Annotated in this window: 20 protein-coding genes; 4 read left to right on the top strand and 16 right to left on the bottom strand. The window is 72.6% G+C overall.

Going from position 1 to position 20,349, the window contains the following annotated elements:
* The 3 genes from ACQRUO_RS14190 to ACQRUO_RS14180 form a co-directional block, all read right to left on the bottom strand.
* A partial coding sequence (locus tag ACQRUO_RS14190; protein ID WP_428316232.1) for a GGDEF domain-containing protein occupies positions 1-495 on the bottom strand: 495 nt, incomplete at its 3' end.
* A gap of 343 nt (positions 496-838) precedes the next feature.
* Positions 839-3,175 carry an NAD-dependent DNA ligase LigA gene (ligA, locus tag ACQRUO_RS14185; protein ID WP_428316231.1) on the bottom strand — a complete coding sequence of 779 codons (2,337 nt, stop codon included), beginning with the start codon at positions 3,173-3,175 and terminating at the stop codon, positions 839-841.
* A 19-nt stretch (positions 3,176-3,194) separates the two neighbouring features.
* Positions 3,195-4,235, bottom strand: coding sequence for a methionine synthase (locus ACQRUO_RS14180; protein WP_428316230.1), 1,041 nt, complete (start codon positions 4,233-4,235; stop codon positions 3,195-3,197).
* A 119-nt stretch (positions 4,236-4,354) separates the two neighbouring features.
* On the opposite strand from ACQRUO_RS14180, the gene ACQRUO_RS14175 reads away from it, so the two are divergent.
* Positions 4,355-5,077 (top strand): ABC transporter ATP-binding protein, encoded by a 723-nt coding sequence (locus ACQRUO_RS14175; RefSeq protein ID WP_428316229.1) that lies wholly within the window; start codon positions 4,355-4,357, stop codon positions 5,075-5,077.
* A gap of 64 nt (positions 5,078-5,141) precedes the next feature.
* Positions 5,142-7,484, top strand: a complete 2,343-nt coding sequence (locus tag ACQRUO_RS14170) for an FtsX-like permease family protein (RefSeq protein ID WP_428316228.1) — start codon at positions 5,142-5,144, stop codon at positions 7,482-7,484.
* 82 nt (positions 7,485-7,566) lie between these two features.
* On the opposite strand, the gene ACQRUO_RS14165 is transcribed toward ACQRUO_RS14170, so the two are convergent.
* Entirely contained in the window at positions 7,567-8,103 is a 537-nt protein-coding gene (locus ACQRUO_RS14165) for an ArsR/SmtB family transcription factor (protein ID WP_428316227.1), read from the bottom strand.
* Between the two features lie 114 nt (positions 8,104-8,217).
* Between ACQRUO_RS14165 and ACQRUO_RS14160 the strand changes: the two genes are divergently transcribed.
* The gene (locus tag ACQRUO_RS14160) at positions 8,218-9,165 is read left to right on the top strand and encodes a DUF2218 domain-containing protein (RefSeq protein WP_428316226.1); all 948 of its coding nucleotides are present in this window, start codon (positions 8,218-8,220) and stop codon (positions 9,163-9,165) included.
* A gap of 14 nt (positions 9,166-9,179) precedes the next feature.
* Here ACQRUO_RS14160 and ACQRUO_RS14155 read toward each other — a convergent pair whose 3' ends face one another.
* The 3 genes from ACQRUO_RS14155 to ACQRUO_RS14145 are packed head-to-tail and all read right to left on the bottom strand — an operon-like array spanning position 9,180 to position 11,076.
* On the bottom strand, positions 9,180-9,941 hold the full coding sequence (locus ACQRUO_RS14155; protein ID WP_428316225.1) for a class I SAM-dependent methyltransferase: 762 nt from the start codon (positions 9,939-9,941) through the stop codon (positions 9,180-9,182).
* A 50-nt stretch (positions 9,942-9,991) separates the two neighbouring features.
* Complete coding sequence (locus ACQRUO_RS14150) at positions 9,992-10,198, bottom strand: DUF397 domain-containing protein (protein WP_428316224.1); 207 nt, start codon at positions 10,196-10,198, stop codon at positions 9,992-9,994.
* Complete coding sequence (locus ACQRUO_RS14145; protein WP_428316223.1) at positions 10,195-11,076, bottom strand: helix-turn-helix domain-containing protein; 882 nt, start codon at positions 11,074-11,076, stop codon at positions 10,195-10,197. The genes ACQRUO_RS14150 and ACQRUO_RS14145 overlap by 4 nt, the downstream gene beginning before the upstream one ends.
* Positions 11,077-11,311: 235 nt before the next feature.
* On the opposite strand from ACQRUO_RS14145, the gene ACQRUO_RS14140 reads away from it, so the two are divergent.
* The gene (locus tag ACQRUO_RS14140) at positions 11,312-11,737 is read left to right on the top strand and encodes an ATP-binding protein (protein WP_428316222.1); all 426 of its coding nucleotides are present in this window, start codon (positions 11,312-11,314) and stop codon (positions 11,735-11,737) included.
* 48 nt (positions 11,738-11,785) lie between these two features.
* Here the strand turns inward: ACQRUO_RS14140 and ACQRUO_RS14135 are convergent, their stop codons facing one another.
* From ACQRUO_RS14135 to ACQRUO_RS14095, 9 genes are all read right to left on the bottom strand, one after another.
* Entirely contained in the window at positions 11,786-12,583 is a 798-nt protein-coding gene (locus ACQRUO_RS14135) for a TrmH family RNA methyltransferase (RefSeq protein ID WP_428316221.1), read from the bottom strand.
* An 11-nt stretch (positions 12,584-12,594) separates the two neighbouring features.
* On the bottom strand, positions 12,595-13,284 hold the full coding sequence (locus ACQRUO_RS14130; protein ID WP_428316220.1) for an SDR family oxidoreductase: 690 nt from the start codon (positions 13,282-13,284) through the stop codon (positions 12,595-12,597).
* A gap of 13 nt (positions 13,285-13,297) precedes the next feature.
* Positions 13,298-13,825 (bottom strand): TIGR00730 family Rossman fold protein, encoded by a 528-nt coding sequence (locus ACQRUO_RS14125; RefSeq protein WP_428316219.1) that lies wholly within the window; start codon positions 13,823-13,825, stop codon positions 13,298-13,300.
* A 15-nt stretch (positions 13,826-13,840) separates the two neighbouring features.
* Entirely contained in the window at positions 13,841-15,013 is a 1,173-nt protein-coding gene (mnmA, locus tag ACQRUO_RS14120; RefSeq protein ID WP_428316218.1) for a tRNA 2-thiouridine(34) synthase MnmA, read from the bottom strand.
* 43 nt (positions 15,014-15,056) lie between these two features.
* Positions 15,057-16,226: a cysteine desulfurase family protein gene (locus ACQRUO_RS14115; RefSeq protein WP_428316217.1), complete on the bottom strand. Its 1,170-nt coding sequence runs from the start codon at positions 16,224-16,226 to the stop codon at positions 15,057-15,059.
* A gap of 76 nt (positions 16,227-16,302) precedes the next feature.
* The gene (locus ACQRUO_RS14110; RefSeq protein ID WP_428316216.1) at positions 16,303-16,962 is read right to left on the bottom strand and encodes a trimeric intracellular cation channel family protein; all 660 of its coding nucleotides are present in this window, start codon (positions 16,960-16,962) and stop codon (positions 16,303-16,305) included.
* A 99-nt stretch (positions 16,963-17,061) separates the two neighbouring features.
* Positions 17,062-18,174, bottom strand: coding sequence for an ABC transporter ATP-binding protein (locus ACQRUO_RS14105; protein WP_428316215.1), 1,113 nt, complete (start codon positions 18,172-18,174; stop codon positions 17,062-17,064).
* 55 nt (positions 18,175-18,229) lie between these two features.
* Positions 18,230-19,291 carry an ABC transporter ATP-binding protein gene (locus ACQRUO_RS14100; protein ID WP_428316214.1) on the bottom strand — a complete coding sequence of 354 codons (1,062 nt, stop codon included), beginning with the start codon at positions 19,289-19,291 and terminating at the stop codon, positions 18,230-18,232.
* Positions 19,288-20,298 carry an ABC transporter permease gene (locus ACQRUO_RS14095; protein WP_428316213.1) on the bottom strand — a complete coding sequence of 337 codons (1,011 nt, stop codon included), beginning with the start codon at positions 20,296-20,298 and terminating at the stop codon, positions 19,288-19,290. Before ACQRUO_RS14095 ends, ACQRUO_RS14100 begins: the two co-directional genes overlap by 4 nt.
* Positions 20,299-20,349: the final 51 nt, after the last annotated feature.

Here is a 20,349-nt window from a genome sequence, read left to right as displayed (position 1 = left end):
GGCCGGGCCGCCCACCGCCCCGGCCGACCGGGAGCTGCCGGACCGACCGCCGGCCCCACCGGCCCCGCGCAGCACCCGGTGCAGCCGGCGGCCGATGTGGACCAGTAACCGGTCGCCGGCGGCATGTCCGAGCGTGTCGTTCAGCGACCGGAAACGATCGAGATCGAACAGGATCAGGCCGACGCTGTACTCCTCCTCGGTCTCGTGCTCGGCGATCGCCTCCTGGGCGGCCAGCAGCAACGCATGCCGGTTCGGCAGTCCGGTCAGCGGATCGGTGAGCTGATCCCTGGCCCGGTCCCGGGCGATCCGCCAGGCCGCCACCAGGACGGCCAGCGGGACCGCGAAGAGCGGCAGCAGTTCGGGCTCGTGCCGGCTGACCAGGACGGCCAGCGGAATGAGCGGTGCGGCTCCGGCCAGCAGCACACCGAGCAGCAGGACCGCACCCGCCACCCCCTGCGGCGGACGCGTCAGCGCACCGCCGGTCCCACGATCCATACGCCCTGTCCTCCGTCAGGCCCGCCCCCGCCAGGCCGCATCGCGGCTGGAACCGACCCGAAGAACGGTCGGCCCTGGCACTACCTGATCGCGTGCCAGTCGGTCTCAGCCCGGGAGCGGCCCCGGTCGGCGCCGGCCCCCAGCTGATCCTGCTGGCCGGTGCCCCCACTCCTGCTGACACACTGTTGCGCTCCAGGGTAAGTCCGCCCCCGGGGTGGGGGCGGACTTTCGGTCATCCGGAAGCACGCCAGCACGGGGTCGGCGCCGCACAGTGACACGATGCCCCCTTTACGCGCCCACCACCCGGGTGACGAGGCATCAGCACGATAACAAGAGGGACACGTCAGGCCTGGTCAGCCCCCTCGGGGGTTACCTCGGCGGCCCCGGCGGCGGCCGTTCCGGAGTCGCCGGCTCCGGGAACGGTCGACCCGGCCTCCAGCGGCGGCAGCCCGAGGTGGGCCCGGGCCGCGCCCGGACCGGCGTCGAGCAGCACCGCGAAGCCCGCATCATCCAGCACCGGCAGGCCGAGTTGCACCGCCTTGTCGTACTTCGATCCGGGGTTGTCACCGACCACCACGAAGTCGGTCTTCTTCGAAACCGAACCGGTCACCTTCGCTCCGCGGGAGACCAGCGCCTCCTTGGCCCCGTCCCGGGTGTGCCCCGCCAGGGTGCCGGTGACCACCACGGTGAGCCCCTCCAGCGGACGCTCCCCCTGCTCCTCGGCCGCCTCCTCGACGAACCGCACCCCCGCCGCCCGCCACTTGCGCAGGATCTCCCGGTGCCACTCCTCCTCGTACCACTCGACGATCGCCCGGGCGATGATCGGACCGACCCCCTCGGCGGCCGCCAGCTGCTCCTCGCTCGCCGCGAAGATGGCGTCCAGGTCACGGAACTCGCGGGCCAGCGCCTGCGCGGCCACCGGCCCGACGTGCCGGATCGACAGACCGTTGAGGAAGCGCCAGAGCGGGCGCTCCTTGACCGCGGCCAGGTTGTCCAGCAGCACGGTGGTGTTCTTCTTCGCCTCCCCCTTGAGATTGGCGAAGAAGGAGACAACCTTCTCCTCCCCGGTGGCGTCGTCGAGCTTGGGCAGACCGGTCTTCTGGTCGCGCACCAGCACCTTGATGGGCAGCAGTTGCTCGACACTCAGGCCGAAGATGTCCCCCTCGTTCTTGACGGGCGCCTCGGCCGGCTCCAACGGCTGGGTGAGCGCGGTGGCCGCCACGTAGCCCAGGCCCTCGATGTCCAGCGACTCGCGTCCGCCCAGGTAGGCGATCCGCTCGCGGATCTGGGCCGGGCAGTGCTCGGCGTTGGGGCAGCGCAGGTCGATGTCGCCCTCGGACATCGGGCGCAGCTCGCTGCCGCACTCGTGACAGGTCGCCGGCATCACGAACTCCTGCTCGGTGCCGTCCCGCAGGTCCTCCACCGGGCCGAGGATCTCCGGGATCACGTCGCCCGCCTTGCGCAGCACCACGGTGTCGCCCAGCAGCACGCCCTTGGCCTTGACCACCTGCTGGTTGTGCAGCGTGGCGTACTGCACCATCGACCCGGCCACCTTGACCGGCTCGGCCAGCACCGCGTACGGGGTGGCCCGACCGGTGCGGCCGATCCCGACCTTGATCGAGGCCAGCTTGGCGGTGACCTCCTCCGGCGGGTACTTCCAGGCGATCGCCCAGCGCGGCGACTTGGAGGTGGCGCCGAGCCGGCCCTGCAGCGCGATCTCGTCCACCTTGACCACCACGCCGTCGATCTCGTGCTCGACCGAGTGGCGCTGCTCGCCGTACTTCTTGATGAAGGCCCGCACCTCGGCCAGGCTGCCGACCACCGTGTTGTGCTTCGCGGTGGGCAGGCCCCAGTCGCGCAGCAGTCGGTAGGCGTGCGACTGGCAGTCGATCTCGAAGCCCTCGCGGGCGCCGATCCCGTGCACCACCATGTGCAGCGGGCGGGCGGCGGTGACCAGCGGGTCCTTCTGGCGCAGCGAACCGGCGGCGGCGTTGCGCGGGTTGGCGAAGAGCTTGACCAGCGCCTGGGGACGCTTGCCGGCCCTGGCCCGCTCCTCGTTCTCCTGCCGGCGGCGCTCGTTCTCGGCGGCGAAGGAGGCGTTGAGCTCCGCGAAGGCCTCGGTGGGCAGGTAGACCTCGCCGCGGATCTCCACCAGCGCGGGGACGTCCTCGCCCGTGAGCTGGTGCGGGATCTCCTTGATGGTGCGGACGTTGGCGGTGATGTCCTCGCCGACCCGGCCGGTGCCGCGGGTGGCGGCGAGCACCAGGCGGCCGTGCTCGTAGGTGAGGTTGACCGCCAGGCCGTCCACCTTGAGCTCGCAGAGGTAGTGGTAGTCCAGGCCGTCCAGCTCGCGGGCGACCCGGTCGGCCCAGGCGGCCAGCTCCTCGTCGTCCATCGCGTTGTCCAGGCTGAGCAGCCGCTCCCGGTGCTCGACCTTGGTGAAGCCCTCGGCCGCGCCGCCGCCCACCATCTGGGTCGGCGAGTCCGGGGTGACCAGCACCGGGTGGTCGGCCTCCAGCGCCTCCAGCTCGCGCATCAGCACGTCGAACCGGGCGTCGCTGACGATCGGCGCGTCCTGCTCGTAGTAGCGGACCCGGTGCTCCTCGATCTCCGCCGCCAGCTCGGCATGACGCCGGCGCGCCTCCGCCGGGACTTCCTCCCAGCCCTCGACAGCCGCCACCGAACGCCCTCCTTGACCGTTACTCCGGGTTGTCCACCAGGCTCTGAGCACCCCTCACGCTGAGTGACAGCGCCTGCCGGGCGTGGGCCGGGCTCGCGCCCGCCAGCCCGCAGGTCGGCGTCACCAGCACGCGGCGGCCCAGCAGTTCCGGATCGAGTCCGAGCCTGCGCCACAACGTCCTGACAACGGTGACATTACCGGCCGGGTCCGACACTGCCCGATCGACGCCACCGGACCCGGCGACCGCGGGAACCACACCGGCCAGCAGCACCGCGCCCGCCTCGATCGCCTCACCCAGGTCGTCGTCCTCACGCTCCGTCAACAGCCCGAAGTCCAGGGAGACTCCGGCCACGCCGGCCCGGCGCAGCAGCGGGATCGGCACCGCCGGCGCGCAGCAGTGCACCACCACCGGGGCGTCCAGCGCCCGGACCAGCTCGCGCAGCACCTCCTCGGCCAGCTGCCGGTCCACCGCGCGCAGCCGCTGGAAGCCGCTGGCCGTCTTCACCGCACCGGCCAGCACCGCGGGCAGCGAGGGCTCGTCCAGCTGCAGCACCACGCTCGCGCCGGGCACCCGCTTGCGCACCTCGGCCAGGTGCCGGCGCAGGCCCTCGGTGAGCGAGCCGGCGATGTCCCGGCAGGCGCCGGGGTCGGCCAGCGCCTTCTCGCCGTGCTTGAGCTCGATCGCGGCGGCCAGCGTCCACGGCCCGACCGCCTGCACCTTGAGCGCGCCGGTGTGGCCCTGGGTGAACTCCTCCAGCGCGTCCAGGTCCTCGCCCAGCCAGGAGTGCGCCCGCCGGGTGTCCCGGCCCGGCCGGTCGGCGAACCGCCAGCCGCTCGGCTCGACCTGCGCGAACAGCTCGACCAACAGGCCCGCGGTGCGCCCGATCATGTCCGCCCCCGGCCCGCGGGCCGGCAGCTCGGGCAGGAAGGGCAGTTGCTCCAGGGCGCCGACCGAGGTGCGGGCGGCCTCCCGGGCGTCGGTGCCGGGCATCGAGCCGATGCCGGTCGCGGCGCCGAGCAGGGCGGGGAAGGCGGGTTCGCGGGTCGCTTCGCTGGTCACGGGTGCAGACTACGCGGCCGGCGGGGCCGGCTGCCGGGTACATCCCCGGGATGACCGGCCCGCCGGATTACCCCGCCGGGCTGATGATCACCCGGGGCCGCGCCCCTAGCTTTGCTGCCATGACCAGAACAGAGGACACGGGGGACCTGGCCGCGGACCAGGTGGTGGTGCGCCTGGCCGGCGTGCGCAAGGAGTTCGGGGAGGCGGTCGCGCTCGACGGGGTGTCGCTGGAGATCCGGGCCGGCGAGGCGGTCGCGGTGATGGGGCCCTCGGGCTGCGGCAAGTCCACCCTGCTCAACATGATCGCCGGTCTCGACCGGCCGACCACCGGCTCGGTGACCGTGCTCGGCGAGGACCTCGGCGCGCTCGACGAGACCGGGCTCGCGCTCTTCCGGCGGCGCCGGATCGGCATGGTCTTCCAGTTCTTCAACCTGATCGACGACCTGCCGGCGCTGGACAACGTGGCGCTGGCGGCCCAGCTGACCGGCACCCCGGCCCGCCAGGCCCGGCGCCGCGCGTTGGAGCTGCTGGACGAGCTCGGCATCGCCGACCGCCGCAACGCCTACCCCGCGGTGCTCAGCGGCGGCGAGCGGCAGCGGGTCGCGGTGGCCCGGGCGCTGATGAACCGCCCGGCCCTGCTGCTGGCCGACGAGCCCACCGGCGCACTCGACAGCCAGGCCGGCGAGCAGGTGATGGACCTGCTGATCGACCTCAACCAGATCGGCCAGACGCTGCTGCTGGTGACCCACGACCGGCGCCTGGCCGCCCGGTGCGCGAGCCGGCTGGTCGAGTTCTCCGACGGCCGGGTGGCCCGCGAGTCGGCCCTGGAGCGGACCCAGTGAGCGAGCGAACAATTCAAGGGCTGCGCGTGCGCGAAGCGCTCACCGAGCTCTGCGAGGTGGGCGCATGAGCGCTGTGTGGCGGGCCTCCCGGGCGGCGGTGCGGCGGCGCCGGCTGCAGACCTTCGTGATCGGCCTGGTGATCCTCACCTCCACCGTCGCCCTGGTGGTCGCGCTCGGCCTGGTGCAGGCCGCCTCCGGCCCGTTCGACCAGACCTTCGACCAGCAGCGCGGCGCCCAGCTCACCGTCACCTACGACCCGGCCAAGGCGAGTGACGACCAACTGGTCCGGGCCGCCGAGCACCCCGGCGTCACCGCCGTCGCCGGCCCCTTCCCCGAGGTGGTGCTCACCGCACCCCCCAGCGGGATGCAGACCTCCGACGCCGCCGCGTACGTCCCGCCACCGGGTCCGATCACCTTCGTCGGCCGCGCGGACCCGGGTGGCCCGGTGGACCGGGTCGACCTCACCGAGGGGCGCTGGGCCGAGCGGCCCGGCGAGCTGGTGCTCATGAAGGCCCCCAGCCAGCACTACGCCAAGATCGGCAGCCGACTCACGCTGCCCGGGGCGCCGCCGCTGACGGTCGTGGGCCTCGCCTCCAGCATCAGCCTGACGGCCGACGCCTGGGTGACGCCCGACCAACTGGCCGCGATGCACCCGACCGCCACCGAGATGCTCTACCGGTTCGCCCACGCGGGCACGGCGGGCCAGGTGCAGGCCGGCCAGGCCGCGGTCACCGCAGGGCTGCCGCCGGGCTCGGTGCTCGGCTCGACCTCCTACCTGACGGTCAAGCAGTCGATGACCGCCTCGGCCCAGGCCTACATCCCGTTCCTGGGCGCCTTCGGCGTCCTGGGCCTGCTGGTCGCGGTGCTGATCACCGCCAACGTGGTCAGCGGCGCCGTGGTCTCCGGCTACCGCCACATCGGGGTGCTCAAGGCGCTGGGCTTCACCCCGAACCAGGTGGTCGCGGTGTACCTGATGATGATGCTGGTGCCGGGGGTGGTCGGCGGCGCCCTCGGCACCGGGCTCGGCGTGCTGGCGGCGAGACCACTGCTGCGGATGTCCTTCTCCGGCTTCGATGCCGGCTTCTTCACCGCCACGCTCAGCCCCTGGGTCCCGCTCGGAACGCTGATCGGCATGCCGGCCCTGGTGCTGCTGGCGGCCCTGTTCCCGGCGCTGCGCGCGCACCGCCTGCCCGCCGCCCGGGCGATCAGCGCGGGCAGCGCGCCGCGCGCCGGGCGCGGGCTGTCGGTGCAACGCCGGCTCGCCGGGACCCGGCTGCCGCGGTCCGTGAGCCTGGGGCTGGGCCTGCCGTTCGCCCGGCCGGCCCGGACCGCGCTGACCATGATGTCGCTGGTGCTCGGCGTGCTGACGGTGACCCTCACCGCCGGACTGAGCGGCACCATCAACGCGATCGTGGACTCGGACGCCGGCCGCGTCTCGACCGTCATCTACGCGAGCGCCTCGGGCGGTCCGGGACACCTCGCGCCCAAGCTGACCGACCGGCAGATCCAGGCGAGGCTGAGCTCCCTGCCGGGCGCGGACAAGGTCGTGGCCGCCGCACCCGTGCTGCTCCACGTGGCCGGCGACAACCAGCCCACCTGGGTCTGGTTCCTGCGCGGGGACAGCGAGGTCAACGACAACCCCCTGGTCAAGGGCCATCAGGCACACGGTCCGGACGAGTTCACCACGGGGACCGCGTTCGCCGAGAAGCGCGGCCTGACGCTCGGCAGCCGGATCACCCTGGAGCTGAACGGCCACCGGCAGACCCTGACCATGGTCGGCCTGTCGATCAACGACAACGCGGACGAGGCGAACGCCGACTGGCCGGCCCTGGACGCCCTGGCCCCCGGGCCGGCGGCGGACGGCTACGTCAACCAGTACTGGGTGCGGCTCGTCCACGGCACCGACGTCAACGCCTACGACGCGGCGGCGCAGGCGGTCGAACCCGCCCTGCAGCCCTCCCCCAAGGGCGGCGGCAACAGCATCCAGCTCACCATCGTCGGCACCGCCACGGTGCTCAGCGTGCTGCTCGGCACGGTCGCCGCGCTCGGCGTCTTCAACACCGTGGTGCTGAACGCCCGCGAGCGCCGCCGCGACCTGGGGATGCTCAAGTCGATCGGCATGACGCCACGTCAGGTGACGGTGATGATGGTCACCTCGATGGCGGCACTGGGGGTGGTCGGCGGCCTGATCGGGGTCCCGCTCGGGATGCTCGCGCACGCGGTGGTGGTGCCGCTGATGACGCACCCGGTGGGGATGGAGCTGCCGTCGAGCATGATGCACGTCTGGCACCCGGGCACGCTGGCGCTGGTCGCGGCGGCGGGGGTGGTGATCGCGGTGCTGGGGGCGCTGCTGCCGTCCCGGTCGGCGGCGCGGCTGACCATCGCGGAGGTGCTGCGCAGCGAGTAGGCGGGGGCCGGCGGGGCGGGGTGCGGGGCGGGGGCCGGACTGGGGTCGGTCCGCGCCCCGCTACTCCTTGTCTTCGGGGCGGTCAGTCCGCTTCCGGGGCGAGGGCCGGGATGTCGGCCGGAAAGAGGGTGACCAGCAGCCCGTAGGCCTCCCCCCGCGAACTGTCCACCGGCATCGGGGCCTCGCCCTCCGCGCGCAGCCGGGCGGCCAGCGCGTGCGCCTCCTCGTCGGTCAGCCAGAGGTGGCGCAACAGGGTGTGCTCGGCCTGCCCGGGGCGCGGTGGGAGGCGCTCGGCGATGGCGGCGTTGATCAGGAACTCGGCGCCGCCCTCGCTCTCCTCGTGGAAGGTGAAGCTGCGGCTGGCCAGCGCGAAGTACTGCTCGGTGCCGCCGCGCACCTGCCGGCTCTCGGCGAGCACTACCAGACCGGCCTCGCGCAGCGTCTTGACGTGGTACCCCACGGTGCCCTTGGGCAGCTGGAGCGCGTCGGCCAGCTGGCGCAGCGTCGCCGGGCGCTGGCGCAGCACGTTGATCAGGCGGTGGCGGACGGGGTGGCCCATCGCCTTGAACTGCTCGGGGGTACTGAGGACCAGGGGTTCGGGCTCGTCGTGGGCTGGCATGCCGAAAGTGTCCAGAAATCCGAACGCTTTGACAAGCCGACTGACGGGGCAACAGAATGGCCCTCGACATCAAGCGTCGAGTAATCCCGCCACTTACCTCAGACGGAGGTCCCCGTGCCCATCTCCATCGCCCGCGTCCCCACCGAGCGCCCCGCCCGCTACCTCAAGCAGCTCATCGCCCACCTGGGCCACAAGGCCACCACCACGATGACCGGCACCGCCCGCGGCACGGTCACCACCGGCGCCGGCAGCTGCGCGCTCACCGCCACCCCGCTGGGCCTGCGGCTGGTCGCCACGGCGGCCGACGAGGAGTCGCTGGCCCGGATCCAGGACGTGGTCGCCCGGCACCTGGTCCGCTTCGCCGCCCAGGAGGAGCTCATCGTCGAATGGGCAGCACCGGTGGCGGGCGGCGACCTGGAGCCGGTCTCGCCGCTGGTCGACGAGTACCTGCTGAACCACTGCACCCCCGCCGACGAGGTGCTCCACGACCTGGCCACCAGCACCCGCGAGGGCGCGCCCCGGTCCGCCGGGATGCAGGTCGCGCACGACGAGGGCGTGCTGCTCACCATGCTGACCAAGCTGGTCGGCGCCCGGTTCGCGGTCGAGGTCGGCACCTTCACCGGCTACTCCACCCTCTGCATCGCCCGCGGCCTGGCGGCGGACGGCCGGGTGCTCACCTGCGACACCAGCGAGGAGTGGACCGCCCTCGCCCACCCGGCCTGGGAGCAGGCCGGGGTGGCCGACCGGATTGACCTGAAGCTCGCCCCGGCCATCGAGACCCTGCGCGCACTGCCCGCGGACGCGGTGATCGACATCGCCTTCATCGACGCCGACAAGGAGGGCTACCGCGCGTACTACGAGGAGATCGTGCGCCGCCTGCGCCCGGGCGGCCTGGTGGTGCTGGACAACGTCTTCCTCGGCGGGCGCGTCCTCGACCCCGCCTACCAGGAGGCGGACCACGTGGCGATGCGCGAGCTGAACGACTTCATCGCGGGCGACGAGCGGGTGGAGTCGGTGATGCTGCCGGTGCGGGACGGGGTCACCCTGGCCCGGCGGCGCTGAGGCCGCCGGAACGGCTACGCGGGCTTGCGGGCCTCGATCAGGAACCGACTGGTGTGCGCGACGAACGGGCCCTCGCGCTCGATCCGGTCGTGCAGTTCGCGCAAGCGCTCCCGGTACGTGTGGACGGAGAAGTCGGGCACCATCCAGATCACCTTCCGCAGGAAGTAGATCACCGCGCCGATGTCGAAGAACTCGGTGCGCAGCGACTCCGCGCGCAGATCCACCACCTCGAACCCGGCCGCCTCGGCCGCCTGCCGGGCGTCCTCGGGGTGCCGCTTGCGGCGGACCTCCTCGGGCAGCCGGCCCAGGAAGAACTCCACCAGCTCGAACACGCTGGCCGGCCCGACCTGCTGCGAGAAGTAGGTCCCGCCCGGCCGGAGCACCCGGGCGACCTCCGCCCACCAGACCGCCACCGGGTGCCGGCTCACCACCAGGTCGAACGCCTCGTCGGCGAACGGCAGCGGCGGCTCGTCGGCATCGGCGACCACGACCACCCCGCGGGGGTGCAGCAGCCTGGTGGCCTTGGCGACGTTCGGCGGCCACCCCTCGGTCGCCACGGCGAGCGGAGGCAGCGTCGGCACCCCGGCGAGCACCTCGCCGCCCCCGGTCTGGATGTCCAGCGCGGCGGAGGCCCGGGCCATCCGCTCGCCCATCAGCTTCTGGTACCCCCAGGACGGCCGCTGCTCGGTGGCCCGCCCGTCCAGCCACGAGAAGTCCCAGCCCGCCACGGAGACCTCGGAAGCCTCGGCCACGAGATGATCGAAGGTGCGCGTCATGCTGCCGATCATGGCAGCGCGGGCGCGGAAGCGCTCGTGGAATTCCGGCCTCAGCAGAGGTCGAACGCGCCGCCCTTGAGGCCGGTGAGGAAGGCCGACCAGGCGGGGACGGGGAAGGCCAGGGCGGGACCGTGCGGGTCCTTGGAGTCGCGGGCGGCGATGGTGTGGGGGAGGATGGCGGTTTCGACGCACTGGCTCTCGGCACTGCTGTACGAGCTCTTCCGCCACGTGGCCTGGGACGGCCCGACCGTGCTCATGCTGCCCCCTCTGCTCGTTCGCCGAATTCGCCAGCAGCCTCGGCGATCAGGCTCACGGACTCATCAGGGCTGAGCGCCAGGCTCACGAGACGATCGAACGTGTCACCGTAGCGATCCAGGTCCTCGGCCGCTTCGATGAAGATGTCGCCGGCCCTGCTGTCGACATAGATGATCTCAGGCCCTTCCGCCTCAGGGAAGCTCAACAGTGCGAACGAACCGGGCATCCCGGCATGAGCCCCGGCAGTGAACGGGATGATCTGAAGCGTCACGTTGGGCAAGGCCGCCGCCGAAACCATGTGGCGGAGCTGATCACACATCACTTCAGGTCCTCCGACCGCACGTCGGATGGCCGCCTCGTCCAGCACCGCCCGGAACTGCAACGGTTCGTCCTTGACCAGGACGGAGTACCGCTCAAGGCGTACTCGCACCCGGCGGTCGATCTCGTCCTCATCGGCCGCGTGGAGCACGCTGCGAACCACTGCCCGGTAGTAGTCCGCGGTCTGCAGGAGACCCGGCACGTGCAACGATTCGTAGTTCCAGACGGCCCGCGCCTCGGCTTCGAGGCCGATGTACTCGATGTACCCGTCACGCAGGTCGGCGTGGTACGGGCGCAGCCAGCTCTGCTCGCCGTTGTCCTGCAACAGGGCCAGGACCTCGCCGCGCCGCAACTGCGGTACCTGGTACAGCTCCAGCAACGTCATCAACGTCCGCCGCTGCGGCCGGACCTTCGCGCTCTCGATCCGGTACAGCGTCGCGGTGTTGATGCCCGTCGCCTCCGCGACGTCTCCCTGGGTCAACTCGGCAACCGCCCTGAGCCTGCGCAGCTCGGCGGCCAGACGCCGCAGCCGGACTGTCGGCACTTGACGCTTCGTCACCATGGCACCCGATTCTTGCGACCAACTCCCTTTTGAGCAACTTGGATTCGCACATGCATGCCATGCATTTCCAGGCCTTGCTTTCGATGGACCAGCAGGTGCATCCTGACACAGGACACCGCTGTGGGTGATCACGCAATCACGCACAGCAGCGCCCCTTGGTGCGCCCTGCCCGCATCGCCCCTGGCTGGACGCGCCCTTCCTCCTCGACCTTCAGCACTTCCGAGGGAGCCCCGTCATGGCCGCATGCCTGCCTGAACCCGTCACCCCCACCCCCCGCCACCACTGCTGGCTCCCGCGCAGCCGGCGCTCGCCCGGGGACGCGCGCCGTCAGTTGCGCCGGTTCCTCGCCCAGCTGGATGGCGGCTCGCGCTTCTCCGACACCGCGGAGCTGGTGCTGACCGAGCTCGTCACCAATGCGTGGCAGCACGGCACCCGGGCCGGGCAGCGCATCTGGGTCGGGTTCGAGCACGACGGCACGGCCGACCTGCTGTACCTCGCGGTCGAGGACGCCAGCGACGCCAAACCCGTGCCGCGCCCCGCGACCGGGGACCGGGAGGCGGGGCGCGGGCTGCTGCTGGTGGCGGAGTTGGCGCGCGAGTGGGGGTGCGGGCCGCGGAACGGGGTCGGGAAGCGGGTGTGGGTGGTCATCGCGCCGGGGTGAAGGCCACGGACTGGGAAGTCGGCCCAGCCGACTTCCCACGCAGAACAGCTACGTCCGCCGCTGCCTCGCCGCCTCGTACAGCACGGCCGTTGCCGCGTTCGCCGCGTTGAGGGAGCTCGCGGCGCCCGTCATCGGGATGCTGACCAGGACGTCGCACCGGTCGCGCCAGGCCGTGCTCAGGCCGGAGGTCTCGTTGCCGACCAGCAGGAGGGTCGGGCGGGTGAAGTCGTGGTGGTAGACGGCGCGCTCGCCCTTCTCGTCGGTGCCCACCACCTGCACCGCCGGGTGCGCCGCCAGCCACTCCAGCACCTCGTGGTGCGAGGGCACCCGCACCGCGGGCAGGGCGAAGAGCGAACCCGTGCTGGCCCGCACCGACTTGGTGTCGTAGACGTCGGCCGCGTGGCCGGAGACGATCAGTCCCGAGGCGCCGAAGGCGTCCGCCGAACGGAGGATGCTGCCGATGTTGCCGGGGCTGGTGGGGCGGTCGAAGAGAACGCCGAGGAAGTCGTCCCGCACCGCTATCCGGTCCAGCGAGTCCTCGGGCATCGCGACGACGGCGATCAGCTCCGGGGCGGCCTCGCCCTTCTCCCCCAGCTCGGCCAGCAGCTCCGGTGCCATCGCCACCGTCTCCGCACCGCGCACCTCGCGCAGCAGGGTGTCCGCCCAGCCGGAGAGCCTGCGGCCGGCGTCGTAGAGCAGGGCCCGGATCGGCCAGCCGTGCTCGACGGCGAGCGAGATCGGGCGGACGCCGTGGACCAGGAACTCCCCGGCCCGGCGGCGCTTGGTGCGGTTGCCGAGTAACGCTTCCCATTGCTGGAAGCGGGAGTTGCGTGAGGTGATGCGCATAGCGCAGCAGGCTACCGCCCGGGGCGCACCGTGAGCTCGGTGATTTCGGCGTCCCGCGGCAGGTCGAGGGCGGTCAGCACGGCGGTGGCCACCGACTCCGGGGCGATCCAGCGGGTCGGGTCGTACTCCCGGCCCTCCTGCTGGTGCACCTTGGCCTGCATCGGGGTGGCCACCCGGCCCGGGTACACGGTGGTGACCCGGACGCCGCCACCGTGCTCCTCCTGGCGCAGCGAGTCGGCCAGCGCGCGCAGGCCGAACTTGCTGGCGGCGTAGGAGCCCCACTCGGCGTGCGCGGTGAGCCCGGCGCCCGAGTTGACGAAGACGACGTGGCCGCGGGCCTGGCGCAGCTGGGGCAGCAGCAGGCGGGTCAGCTCGGCGGGGGCGACCAGGTTGATCGCCAGGGTCTCCTGCCAGACCTTGACCGGGGTGTCCCCGACCGGGCCCAGCTCGACCACCCCGGCGACGTGCAGCAGCGAGTCCAGCTCCAGCGGCAGGGTCTGGTGGCCGAAGGCCCAGGCGAGCTTGGCAGGGTCGGCCAGGTTGCCGACCAGGGTCTCGGCACCGGGGAAGCGCTCGCGCAGCTCGGCGGCCCGGCCGGCGTCGCGGGCCAGCAGCCAGAGCCGGTCGCCCCGCTCCAGCAGGCGCTGTGCGACCGCGGCGCCGATCCCGGAGCCGGCGCCGGTGAGCAGGTGGGTGGCCATGGTGGGGTTCCTCTCAGGAAGTGGCGAGGTGCGCGAAGACCTCGGCCGGGGTCTCGGCGAAGGTGATCAGCTCGCCCAGCGGCCGCGGCAGGAAGCCCTCGGCGTCCATCCGCTCCAGCTGGGTGCGCAGGCCCGTGTAGAAGCCCTCGGTGTCGAGCACCACCACCGGCTTGCCGTGCAGGTCGTGCTTCTTGAGCTCCAGCACCTCGGTGACCTCGTCCAGCGTCCCGAGCCCGCCGACCAGCACCACGATCGCGTCCGCCCGGGCCAGCAGCTCGGCCTTCCGGGCGGGCAGGTCGGGGGTCATCACCAGTTCGTCGGCGCCCGGGTAACCCTTGTGCGCGAGCAGTTCGACCATGACGCCGACCAGCTTGCCGCCGGCGGCCTTGACCGTGTCGGCGAGCAGGCCCATCAGCCCGGCGTTGGAGCCGCCCCAGACCAGGGTGTGGCCGCCCTCGCCGAGCTGCCGGGCGAAGTCGGCGGCGGGGCCGGTGTAGCGGGCGTCGAGCGAGTACGCGGAGCAGAAGACGGTGATGTTCATGATGGACAAGGACTATCAGACGCCCGCCGCTCGGATCCCCGCCGGGGCCCGCCGCTCGGTGCTCGCGATGGTGGCCGAACCGACCACCCGGGTCCCGTCGTAGAGCACCACCGCCTGTCCGGGGGCCACCCCGCGCACCGGCCGGTCCAGGCGCACCGTCAGCTCATCGTCCGCGAGCTCGGCGGTCACCGGGACCTCCTCGCCGTGCGCGCGCAGCTGGGCGGTGCATTTCATCGACACCGTGCGCCCGCTCGCGGTGGGCGCGGTGCCGCACCAGCGCGGGCGGATCGCGGTCAGGCCGAGCACGTCGAGGCCGGCGGCCGGGCCGACGGTGACCGTGTTGGTGACCGGGGAGATGTCCAGCACGTAGCGCGGCTTGCCGTCCGGCGCCGGGCGGCCGATCCGCAGGCCCTTGCGCTGGCCGACGGTGAAGCCGTAGGCGCCGTCGTGCTCGCCGACCTTGGCGCCGGTCTCGTCCACGATGTCGCCGGTGGCGGTGCCCAGGTGCCGAGCCAGGAAGCCCTGGGTGTCGCCGTCGGCGATGAAGCAGATGTCGTGGCTGTCCGGCTTCTTGGCGACCGCCAGGCCGCGGCGCTCGGCCTCGACCCGGATCTCCTCCTTGGTGGTGTCGCCGAGCGGGAAGAGCGAGTGCGCCAGCTGCTCGGCGTCGAGCACGCCCAGCACGTAGGACTGGTCCTTGGCGGCGTCCACCGCCCGGTGCAACTCGCGGCCACCGCCGGGCAGTTCGACGATCCGGGCGTAGTGCCCGGTGCACACCGCGTCGAACCCGAGGGCGACCGCCTTGTCCAGCAGCGCAGCGAACTTGATCTTCTCGTTGCAGCGCAGGCAGGGGTTCGGGGTGCGCCCGGCCGCGTACTCGGCCACGAAGTCGTCGATCACGTCCTCGCGGAACCGCTCGGCCAGGTCCCAGACGTAGAACGGGATGCCGATCACGTCGGCGGCCCGCCGGGCGTCCCGGGAGTCCTCCAGGGTGCAGCAGCCGCGGGCGCCGGTGCGGAAGGACTGCGGGTTGGACGACAGCGCCAGGTGCACCCCGGTCACCTCGTGCCCCGCTTCGGCGGCGCGGGCGGCGGCGACGGCGGAGTCCACCCCGCCGGACATCGCGGCGAGCACGCGCAGCCGACGGCCGTCGGACGGGCCGGTGGGGGCACCAGGGAAGTCAGTCATAGTCCCCCAGGGTACGCAATGCCCGCCCCGGCCCCCGCAGCGATTACCGCTGCCCCGCGGTGCGGGCCCGGGCCACCACCGGCCCGATCGCGGCCGCCAGCGCGTCCACGTCCGCCTTGGTCGAGGTGTGCCCCAGCGAGAACCGCAGCGAGGCCCGGGCCAGCAGCGGGTCGCTGCCGATCGCCAGCAGCACGTGGCTGGGCTGCGGCACCCCCGCCGAGCAGGCCGAGCCGGTGGAGCACTCGATGCCGGCGGCGTCCAGCAGCATCAGCAGCGCGTCGCCCTCGCAGCCGGGGAAGGAGAAGTGCGCGTTCGCGGGCAGCCGGCCGGCCCCGGCCGGGTCGCCGTTGAGCACCGCGTCGGGCACCGCGGCCACCACCCGGGCGATCAGGTCGTCGCGCAGCTCGGCCAGCTGCACCGCCGCCTCCGGCTGCCGCGCCACCGCCAGCTCGGCGGCCGCCGCGAAGCCGGCCGCGGCCGGCACGTCCAGGGTGCCGGAGCGCACGTCGCGCTCCTGGCCGCCGCCGTGCAGCAGCGGCACCGGCGTCGCGGTGCGGGAGAGCAGCAGCGCGCCGACCCCGTACGGGCCGCCGACCTTGTGCCCGGTGACGGTCAGCGCGTCCAGTCCGGAGTCGGCGAAGGAGACCGGCACCTGACCCAGCGCCTGCACCGCGTCCGCGTGCATCGGGATGCCGAACTCGCGCGCGACGGCGGACAGCTCGGTGATCGGCTGCAGCGTGCCGACCTCGTTGTTGGCCCACATCACGGTGACCAGCGCGACCGAGGCGGGGTCGGCCTCGATCGCCGCGCGCAGCGCCTCGGGGTGCACCCGGCCGTGGCCGTCCACCGGCAGGTACTCGACCCGGGCGCCCTCGTGCTCGGCCAGCCAGTGCACCGCGTCCAGCACCGCGTGGTGCTCGACCGGGCTGCACAGCACCCGGGTGCGGGCCGGGTCGGCGTCCCGCCGGGCCCAGTACAGGCCCTTGACCGCGAGGTTGTCCGACTCGGTGCCGCCGCCGGTGAAGACGATCTCGCTGGGCCGCGCGCCGAGCGCGGCGGCCAGGGACTCCCGGGACTCCTCGATCACCCGGCGGGCCCGGCGGCCGGCCGCGTGCAGGGAGGAGGCGTTGCCGGTGGCACCGAGGTGCGCCGTCATCGCGGCGATCGCCTCGGGGAGCATCGGGGTGGTGGCCGCGTGGTCGAGGTATGGCATGGCTGAACCAGTGTAGGCGCCCCTCGCCCGGGCGTGGTGCCCGCGGGCCCACCGGCTGTCGGGGAGTCAGACACCCCTAGTCCTCACCGGCCCGGGTGCTCTTGCGGTGCCAGGCCCGGGGCGCGCGCCAGCCGTACTTGAGGGCGAGCATCCGCAGCACGAAGGCGATCATCGCGGCGCTGCTCGCGGTGACCGTGGTCAGGTGGCCGATCGCGATCAGCACCGTCACCAGGGTGGAGCCGACCAGCGCGGGCACCGCGTAGACCTCGCGGTCCCAGCGCAGCAGCGAGGGCGTCTCCATGGCCAGCACGTCGCGGATCACGCCGCCGCCCGCCGCGGTGAGCATGCCCAGCGCCACCGAGGCGACCGCGCCGAGCCCGTGGTCGTGCGCCTTCACCGTGCCGGTGACGCAGAACAGGCCCAGGCCGAGCGCGTCCAGGGTCTGCACGGTGCGGTTGATCCGCTCCACCTCGGGGTGCAGGAAGAAGACCACGATGCCGGCGACCAGCGGGGTGAGGAAGTACCCGAGGTTGGTGAAGGCGGCCGGTGGGGTGGCCCCGATCAGCAGGTCGCGCATCACGCCGCCGCCGAGCGCGGTGGCCTCGGCGAGCACGCAGATGCCGAAGATGTCCATGTTCTTGCGGACCGCGAGCAGGCCGCCGGAGAGTGCGAAGACGAAGATGCCGATCAGGTCCAGCGTCTGCTGCACGTCGGGCGAGAAGATCTGCGAGGTCACCGGCCCAGTGTCCCCTGTGCGACGGGATGTGCCGAAACGTTCCGCCGCGGACCGGGCCCGCCCGCCGGCGCCAGGGGCACCGACGGGCGGCCGTACGGCTCACTCCTCGCCGGCGGCCTCCGCCTTCGGCGCGGGCTCCGGCGACGCCGCCGGCCGGGTCACCGGCTCCGCCGCCGCCCGGGTCTCCGGGAAGTGGCAGGCCGTGAGGTGCCCCGGCCGCAGCTCGGCCAGCGGCGGCTCCTGCGCGGCGCAGATGTCCTGCGCCTTCCAGCAGCGGGTCCGGAACCGGCAGCCGCTGGGCGGGTTGATCGGCGAGGGCACGTCCCCGGTGAGCAGGATCCGCCCGCCGGCCCCGCCCGGCTGCCGGTCCTTGCGGCGCGGGTCGGGCGCCGGCACCGCGGAGAGCAGGGCGGTGGTGTAGGGGTGGGCCGGATCGGTGTCGAGCGTGTCGCGGTCGGCCAGCTCGACGATCTTGCCCAGGTACATCACCGCCACCCGGTCCGAGACGTGCCGGACCACCGAGAGGTCGTGCGCGATGATCAGGTAGGTCAGGCCGAGCTCGCGCTGCAGGTCGTCGAGCAGGTTGACCACCTGGGCCTGGATCGACACGTCGAGCGCCGAGACCGGCTCGTCGGCCACGATCATCTTCGGCCGCAGCGCCAGCGCCCGGGCGATGCCGATGCGCTGCCGCTGGCCGCCGGAGAACTCGTGCGGGTAGCGGTTGTAGTGCTCGGGGTTGAGCCCGCAGAGCTCCAGCAGCTCCTGGACCGCCTTCTTCACCCCGCCCTCGGTGGCCACCTTCTGCAGCTTGAAGGGGGCGCCGACGATGGTGCCCACCGTGTGCCGCGGGTTCAGCGAGGAGTAGGGGTCCTGGAAGATGATCTGGATGTCCCGGCGCAGCGGCCGCATCGCGTTCACGCCCAGGTGGGTGATGTCCCGACCCTCGAACTCGACCCGCCCGCCGGTGGGCTCGTCCAGTCGGGTGACGAGCCGGCCCATGGTGGACTTGCCGCACCCCGACTCCCCCACCACCCCGAGGGTCTCGCCGGCCCGCACCGAGAAGCTGATCCCGTCCACCGCCCGCACCGCGCCGGCGGCCCGGCGCAGCACGCCCTTGCGGATCGGGAAGTGCCGCTCCAGGTCGGTGACCCGCAGCAGCGGCTCACCGGCCGGGGTCGCCACCGGCTGGGCGACGTCCTGAATGTCCGTCATGATGCTTTGCTCTCCGTAACGTTCACCGAAGCTGGCACGGTGCTCTGGTCGGGCGTCACAGCTTGGGCGCGATCTGCTCGGCGAAGATCCGGCCCCGCTCGTCGGCCGGCAGGTGGCAGGCGGCGAAGTGGCCCGGGGTGGTCTCCACGAGCTCCGGCCGCTCGCCGTGCGACCGGCCGCCGGTCAGCTCGGCGTACGGGCAACGCGGGTGGAAGGCGCAGCCGGACGGCACGTTGATCAGGCTCGGCGGGGTGCCGCGGACCGGCACCAGCCGGTCCTGCAGCGGCCGGTCCAGCCGCGGCATCGAGCCCAGCAGGCCCCAGGTGTACGGGTGTTCGGGCGCGTCGAAGAGGTCGACGGCCGAGCCGCGCTCGACGCACCGGCCGCCGTACATCACCAGGATGTCGTCGGCCAGCTCGGCCACCACGCCGAGGTCGTGGGTGATGATGATCACCGCGGAGCCGAACTCCCGCTGCAGGTCCCGGATCAGGTCCAGGATCTGGGCCTGCACGGTGACGTCCAGCGCGGTGGTGGGCTCGTCGGCGATCAGCAGCGAGGGGTCGTTGACCAGCGCCATGGCGATCATCGCGCGCTGGCGCATGCCGCCGGAGAACTGGTGCGGGTAGTCGTCCACCCGGCGGTCGGGCTGCGGGATGCCGACCCGGTCGAGCATCTCGATCGCCCGCACCCGGGCCTGCTTCTTGCTCGCCGCCGGGTTGTGCACCCGGAACGCCTCGATGATCTGCGCGCCGACCGTGTAGTACGGGTGCATCGCGGTCAGCGGGTCCTGGAAGATCATCGCCATCGACCGGCCGCGCAGCCTGCGCACCCGGTCCGGGTGGGCGGCGACCAGTTCCTCGCCGTCCAGCCAGATCTCGCCGCCGATCCGCGCCCGCTTGCTGCGGTGCAGGCCCATGATGCCGAGCGAGGTGACCGACTTGCCGGAGCCGGACTCGCCGACGATGCCCAGGGTGCGCCCGCGGGCCAGGTCGAAGCTGACCCCGTCGACCGACTTGACCAGGCCGTCGTCGGTGTCGAAGTGGATCCGCAGGTCGCGCACGGACAGGAACGGGTCGCCCGGCCCGGCGGCGGCTGCGGGGGTGGCATCGACGGTCATGACAGCCTCACCCGGGGGTCGACGGCGGCGTACAGGAGGTCAACCAGCAGGTTGCAGACCACGATGAAGCAGGCCGCGACCAGGGTCACGCCGAGGATCTTCGGCAGGTCGTTGTCGGAGATCGCGGAGACCGCGAAGAAGCCGATGCCCTGCAGCGAGAAGACCTGCTCGGTGATCACCGCGCCGCCCAGCAGCAGACCGAGGTCCATGCCGAAGATGGTCAGGATCGGGGTGAGCGCGGCCCGCAGGCCGTGCCGGACCACCACGTCGCGCTCCGGCAGGCCCTTGGCCCGCGCGGTGCGGATGTAGTCCTCGCTCATCGTCTCCAGCATCCCCGAGCGGGTCAGCCGGGCGTACAGCGCGGAGTACAGGAAGGCCAGCGAGATCCACGGCAGCACCAGGTTGTCCGCCCAACTCAACGGGTTGTCCGTGAAGTTGACGTAGTGCAGATTGCTGAAGATCGGCCACTTGTAGCTGAACAGGGTGAGCAGCAGCGCACCGGTGAAGAAGATCGGCAGCGAGACGCCGGCCAGCGCCACGCCCATCGAGAGCCGGTCGAAGATCGACTTGGGCTTGAGCGCCGAGATCACGCCGGTGGCCACGCCGGACAGCACCCAGAGCACCGCGGCGCCGATCGCCAGCGAGAAGGTCACCGGGATCCGGGTGCGGATCTCCGGCCAGACCTCCACGTGGTTCTTGAAGGAGTAGCCGAAGCAGGGCACGTGGCAGGTGGTCGCGTCCGGACCGTACTTGTACTGGGCGCCGACGAAGAGCTGCTTCACGAACCGCCCGTACTGGATGTAGAGCGGCTGGTCGAAGCCGAGGTTCTTCTTGATCGCCGCCATCGCCTCGGGCGTGGGGTTCTTGCCGATGTACTGGGCGGCGAGCTGGTCGGTGGTCTCACCCGCGATGCGGGGGAGCAGGAAGAAGATGCAGAACGTGACCGCGCTGACGACCAGCAGCAGTACCAGGGCGGCGAACGTCCTGCGGATGATGTAGGCCAACACAGTTGGACGGCTCCGGGTGCCCCGCCCCAGGGGGGGGGGGGGGGGGGGGGG

This window comes from Kitasatospora sp. LaBMicrA B282, assembly GCF_050325825.1.
Classification (GTDB): Bacteria; Actinomycetota; Actinomycetes; order Streptomycetales; family Streptomycetaceae; genus Kitasatospora.
The sequence above is the reverse complement of the archived record's forward strand: the minus strand, read 5'-3'. Positions and strand labels throughout refer to the sequence as shown.

Coding starts and splice junctions, on each gene's coding strand:
- ACQRUO_RS14100 (WP_428316214.1), bottom strand. CDS start 19,291: ATGACCGTCGATGCCACCCCCGCAGCCGCCGCCGGGCCGGGCGACCCG.
- ACQRUO_RS14165 (WP_428316227.1), bottom strand. CDS start 8,103: ATGCCAGCCCACGACGAGCCCGAACCCCTGGTCCTCAGTACCCCCGAG.
- ACQRUO_RS14135 (WP_428316221.1), bottom strand. CDS start 12,583: ATGCGCATCACCTCACGCAACTCCCGCTTCCAGCAATGGGAAGCGTTA.
- mnmA (WP_428316218.1), bottom strand. CDS start 15,013: ATGACTGACTTCCCTGGTGCCCCCACCGGCCCGTCCGACGGCCGTCGG.
- ACQRUO_RS14105 (WP_428316215.1), bottom strand. CDS start 18,174: ATGACGGACATTCAGGACGTCGCCCAGCCGGTGGCGACCCCGGCCGGT.
- ACQRUO_RS14125 (WP_428316219.1), bottom strand. CDS start 13,825: ATGAACATCACCGTCTTCTGCTCCGCGTACTCGCTCGACGCCCGCTAC.
- ACQRUO_RS14150 (WP_428316224.1), bottom strand. CDS start 10,198: ATGAGCACGGTCGGGCCGTCCCAGGCCACGTGGCGGAAGAGCTCGTAC.
- ACQRUO_RS14130 (WP_428316220.1), bottom strand. CDS start 13,284: ATGGCCACCCACCTGCTCACCGGCGCCGGCTCCGGGATCGGCGCCGCG.
- ACQRUO_RS14145 (WP_428316223.1), bottom strand. CDS start 11,076: ATGGTGACGAAGCGTCAAGTGCCGACAGTCCGGCTGCGGCGTCTGGCC.
- ACQRUO_RS14140 (WP_428316222.1), top strand. CDS start 11,312: ATGGCCGCATGCCTGCCTGAACCCGTCACCCCCACCCCCCGCCACCAC.
- ACQRUO_RS14115 (WP_428316217.1), bottom strand. CDS start 16,226: ATGCCATACCTCGACCACGCGGCCACCACCCCGATGCTCCCCGAGGCG.
- ACQRUO_RS14155 (WP_428316225.1), bottom strand. CDS start 9,941: ATGACGCGCACCTTCGATCATCTCGTGGCCGAGGCTTCCGAGGTCTCC.
- ACQRUO_RS14175 (WP_428316229.1), top strand. CDS start 4,355: ATGACCAGAACAGAGGACACGGGGGACCTGGCCGCGGACCAGGTGGTG.
- ACQRUO_RS14170 (WP_428316228.1), top strand. CDS start 5,142: ATGAGCGCTGTGTGGCGGGCCTCCCGGGCGGCGGTGCGGCGGCGCCGG.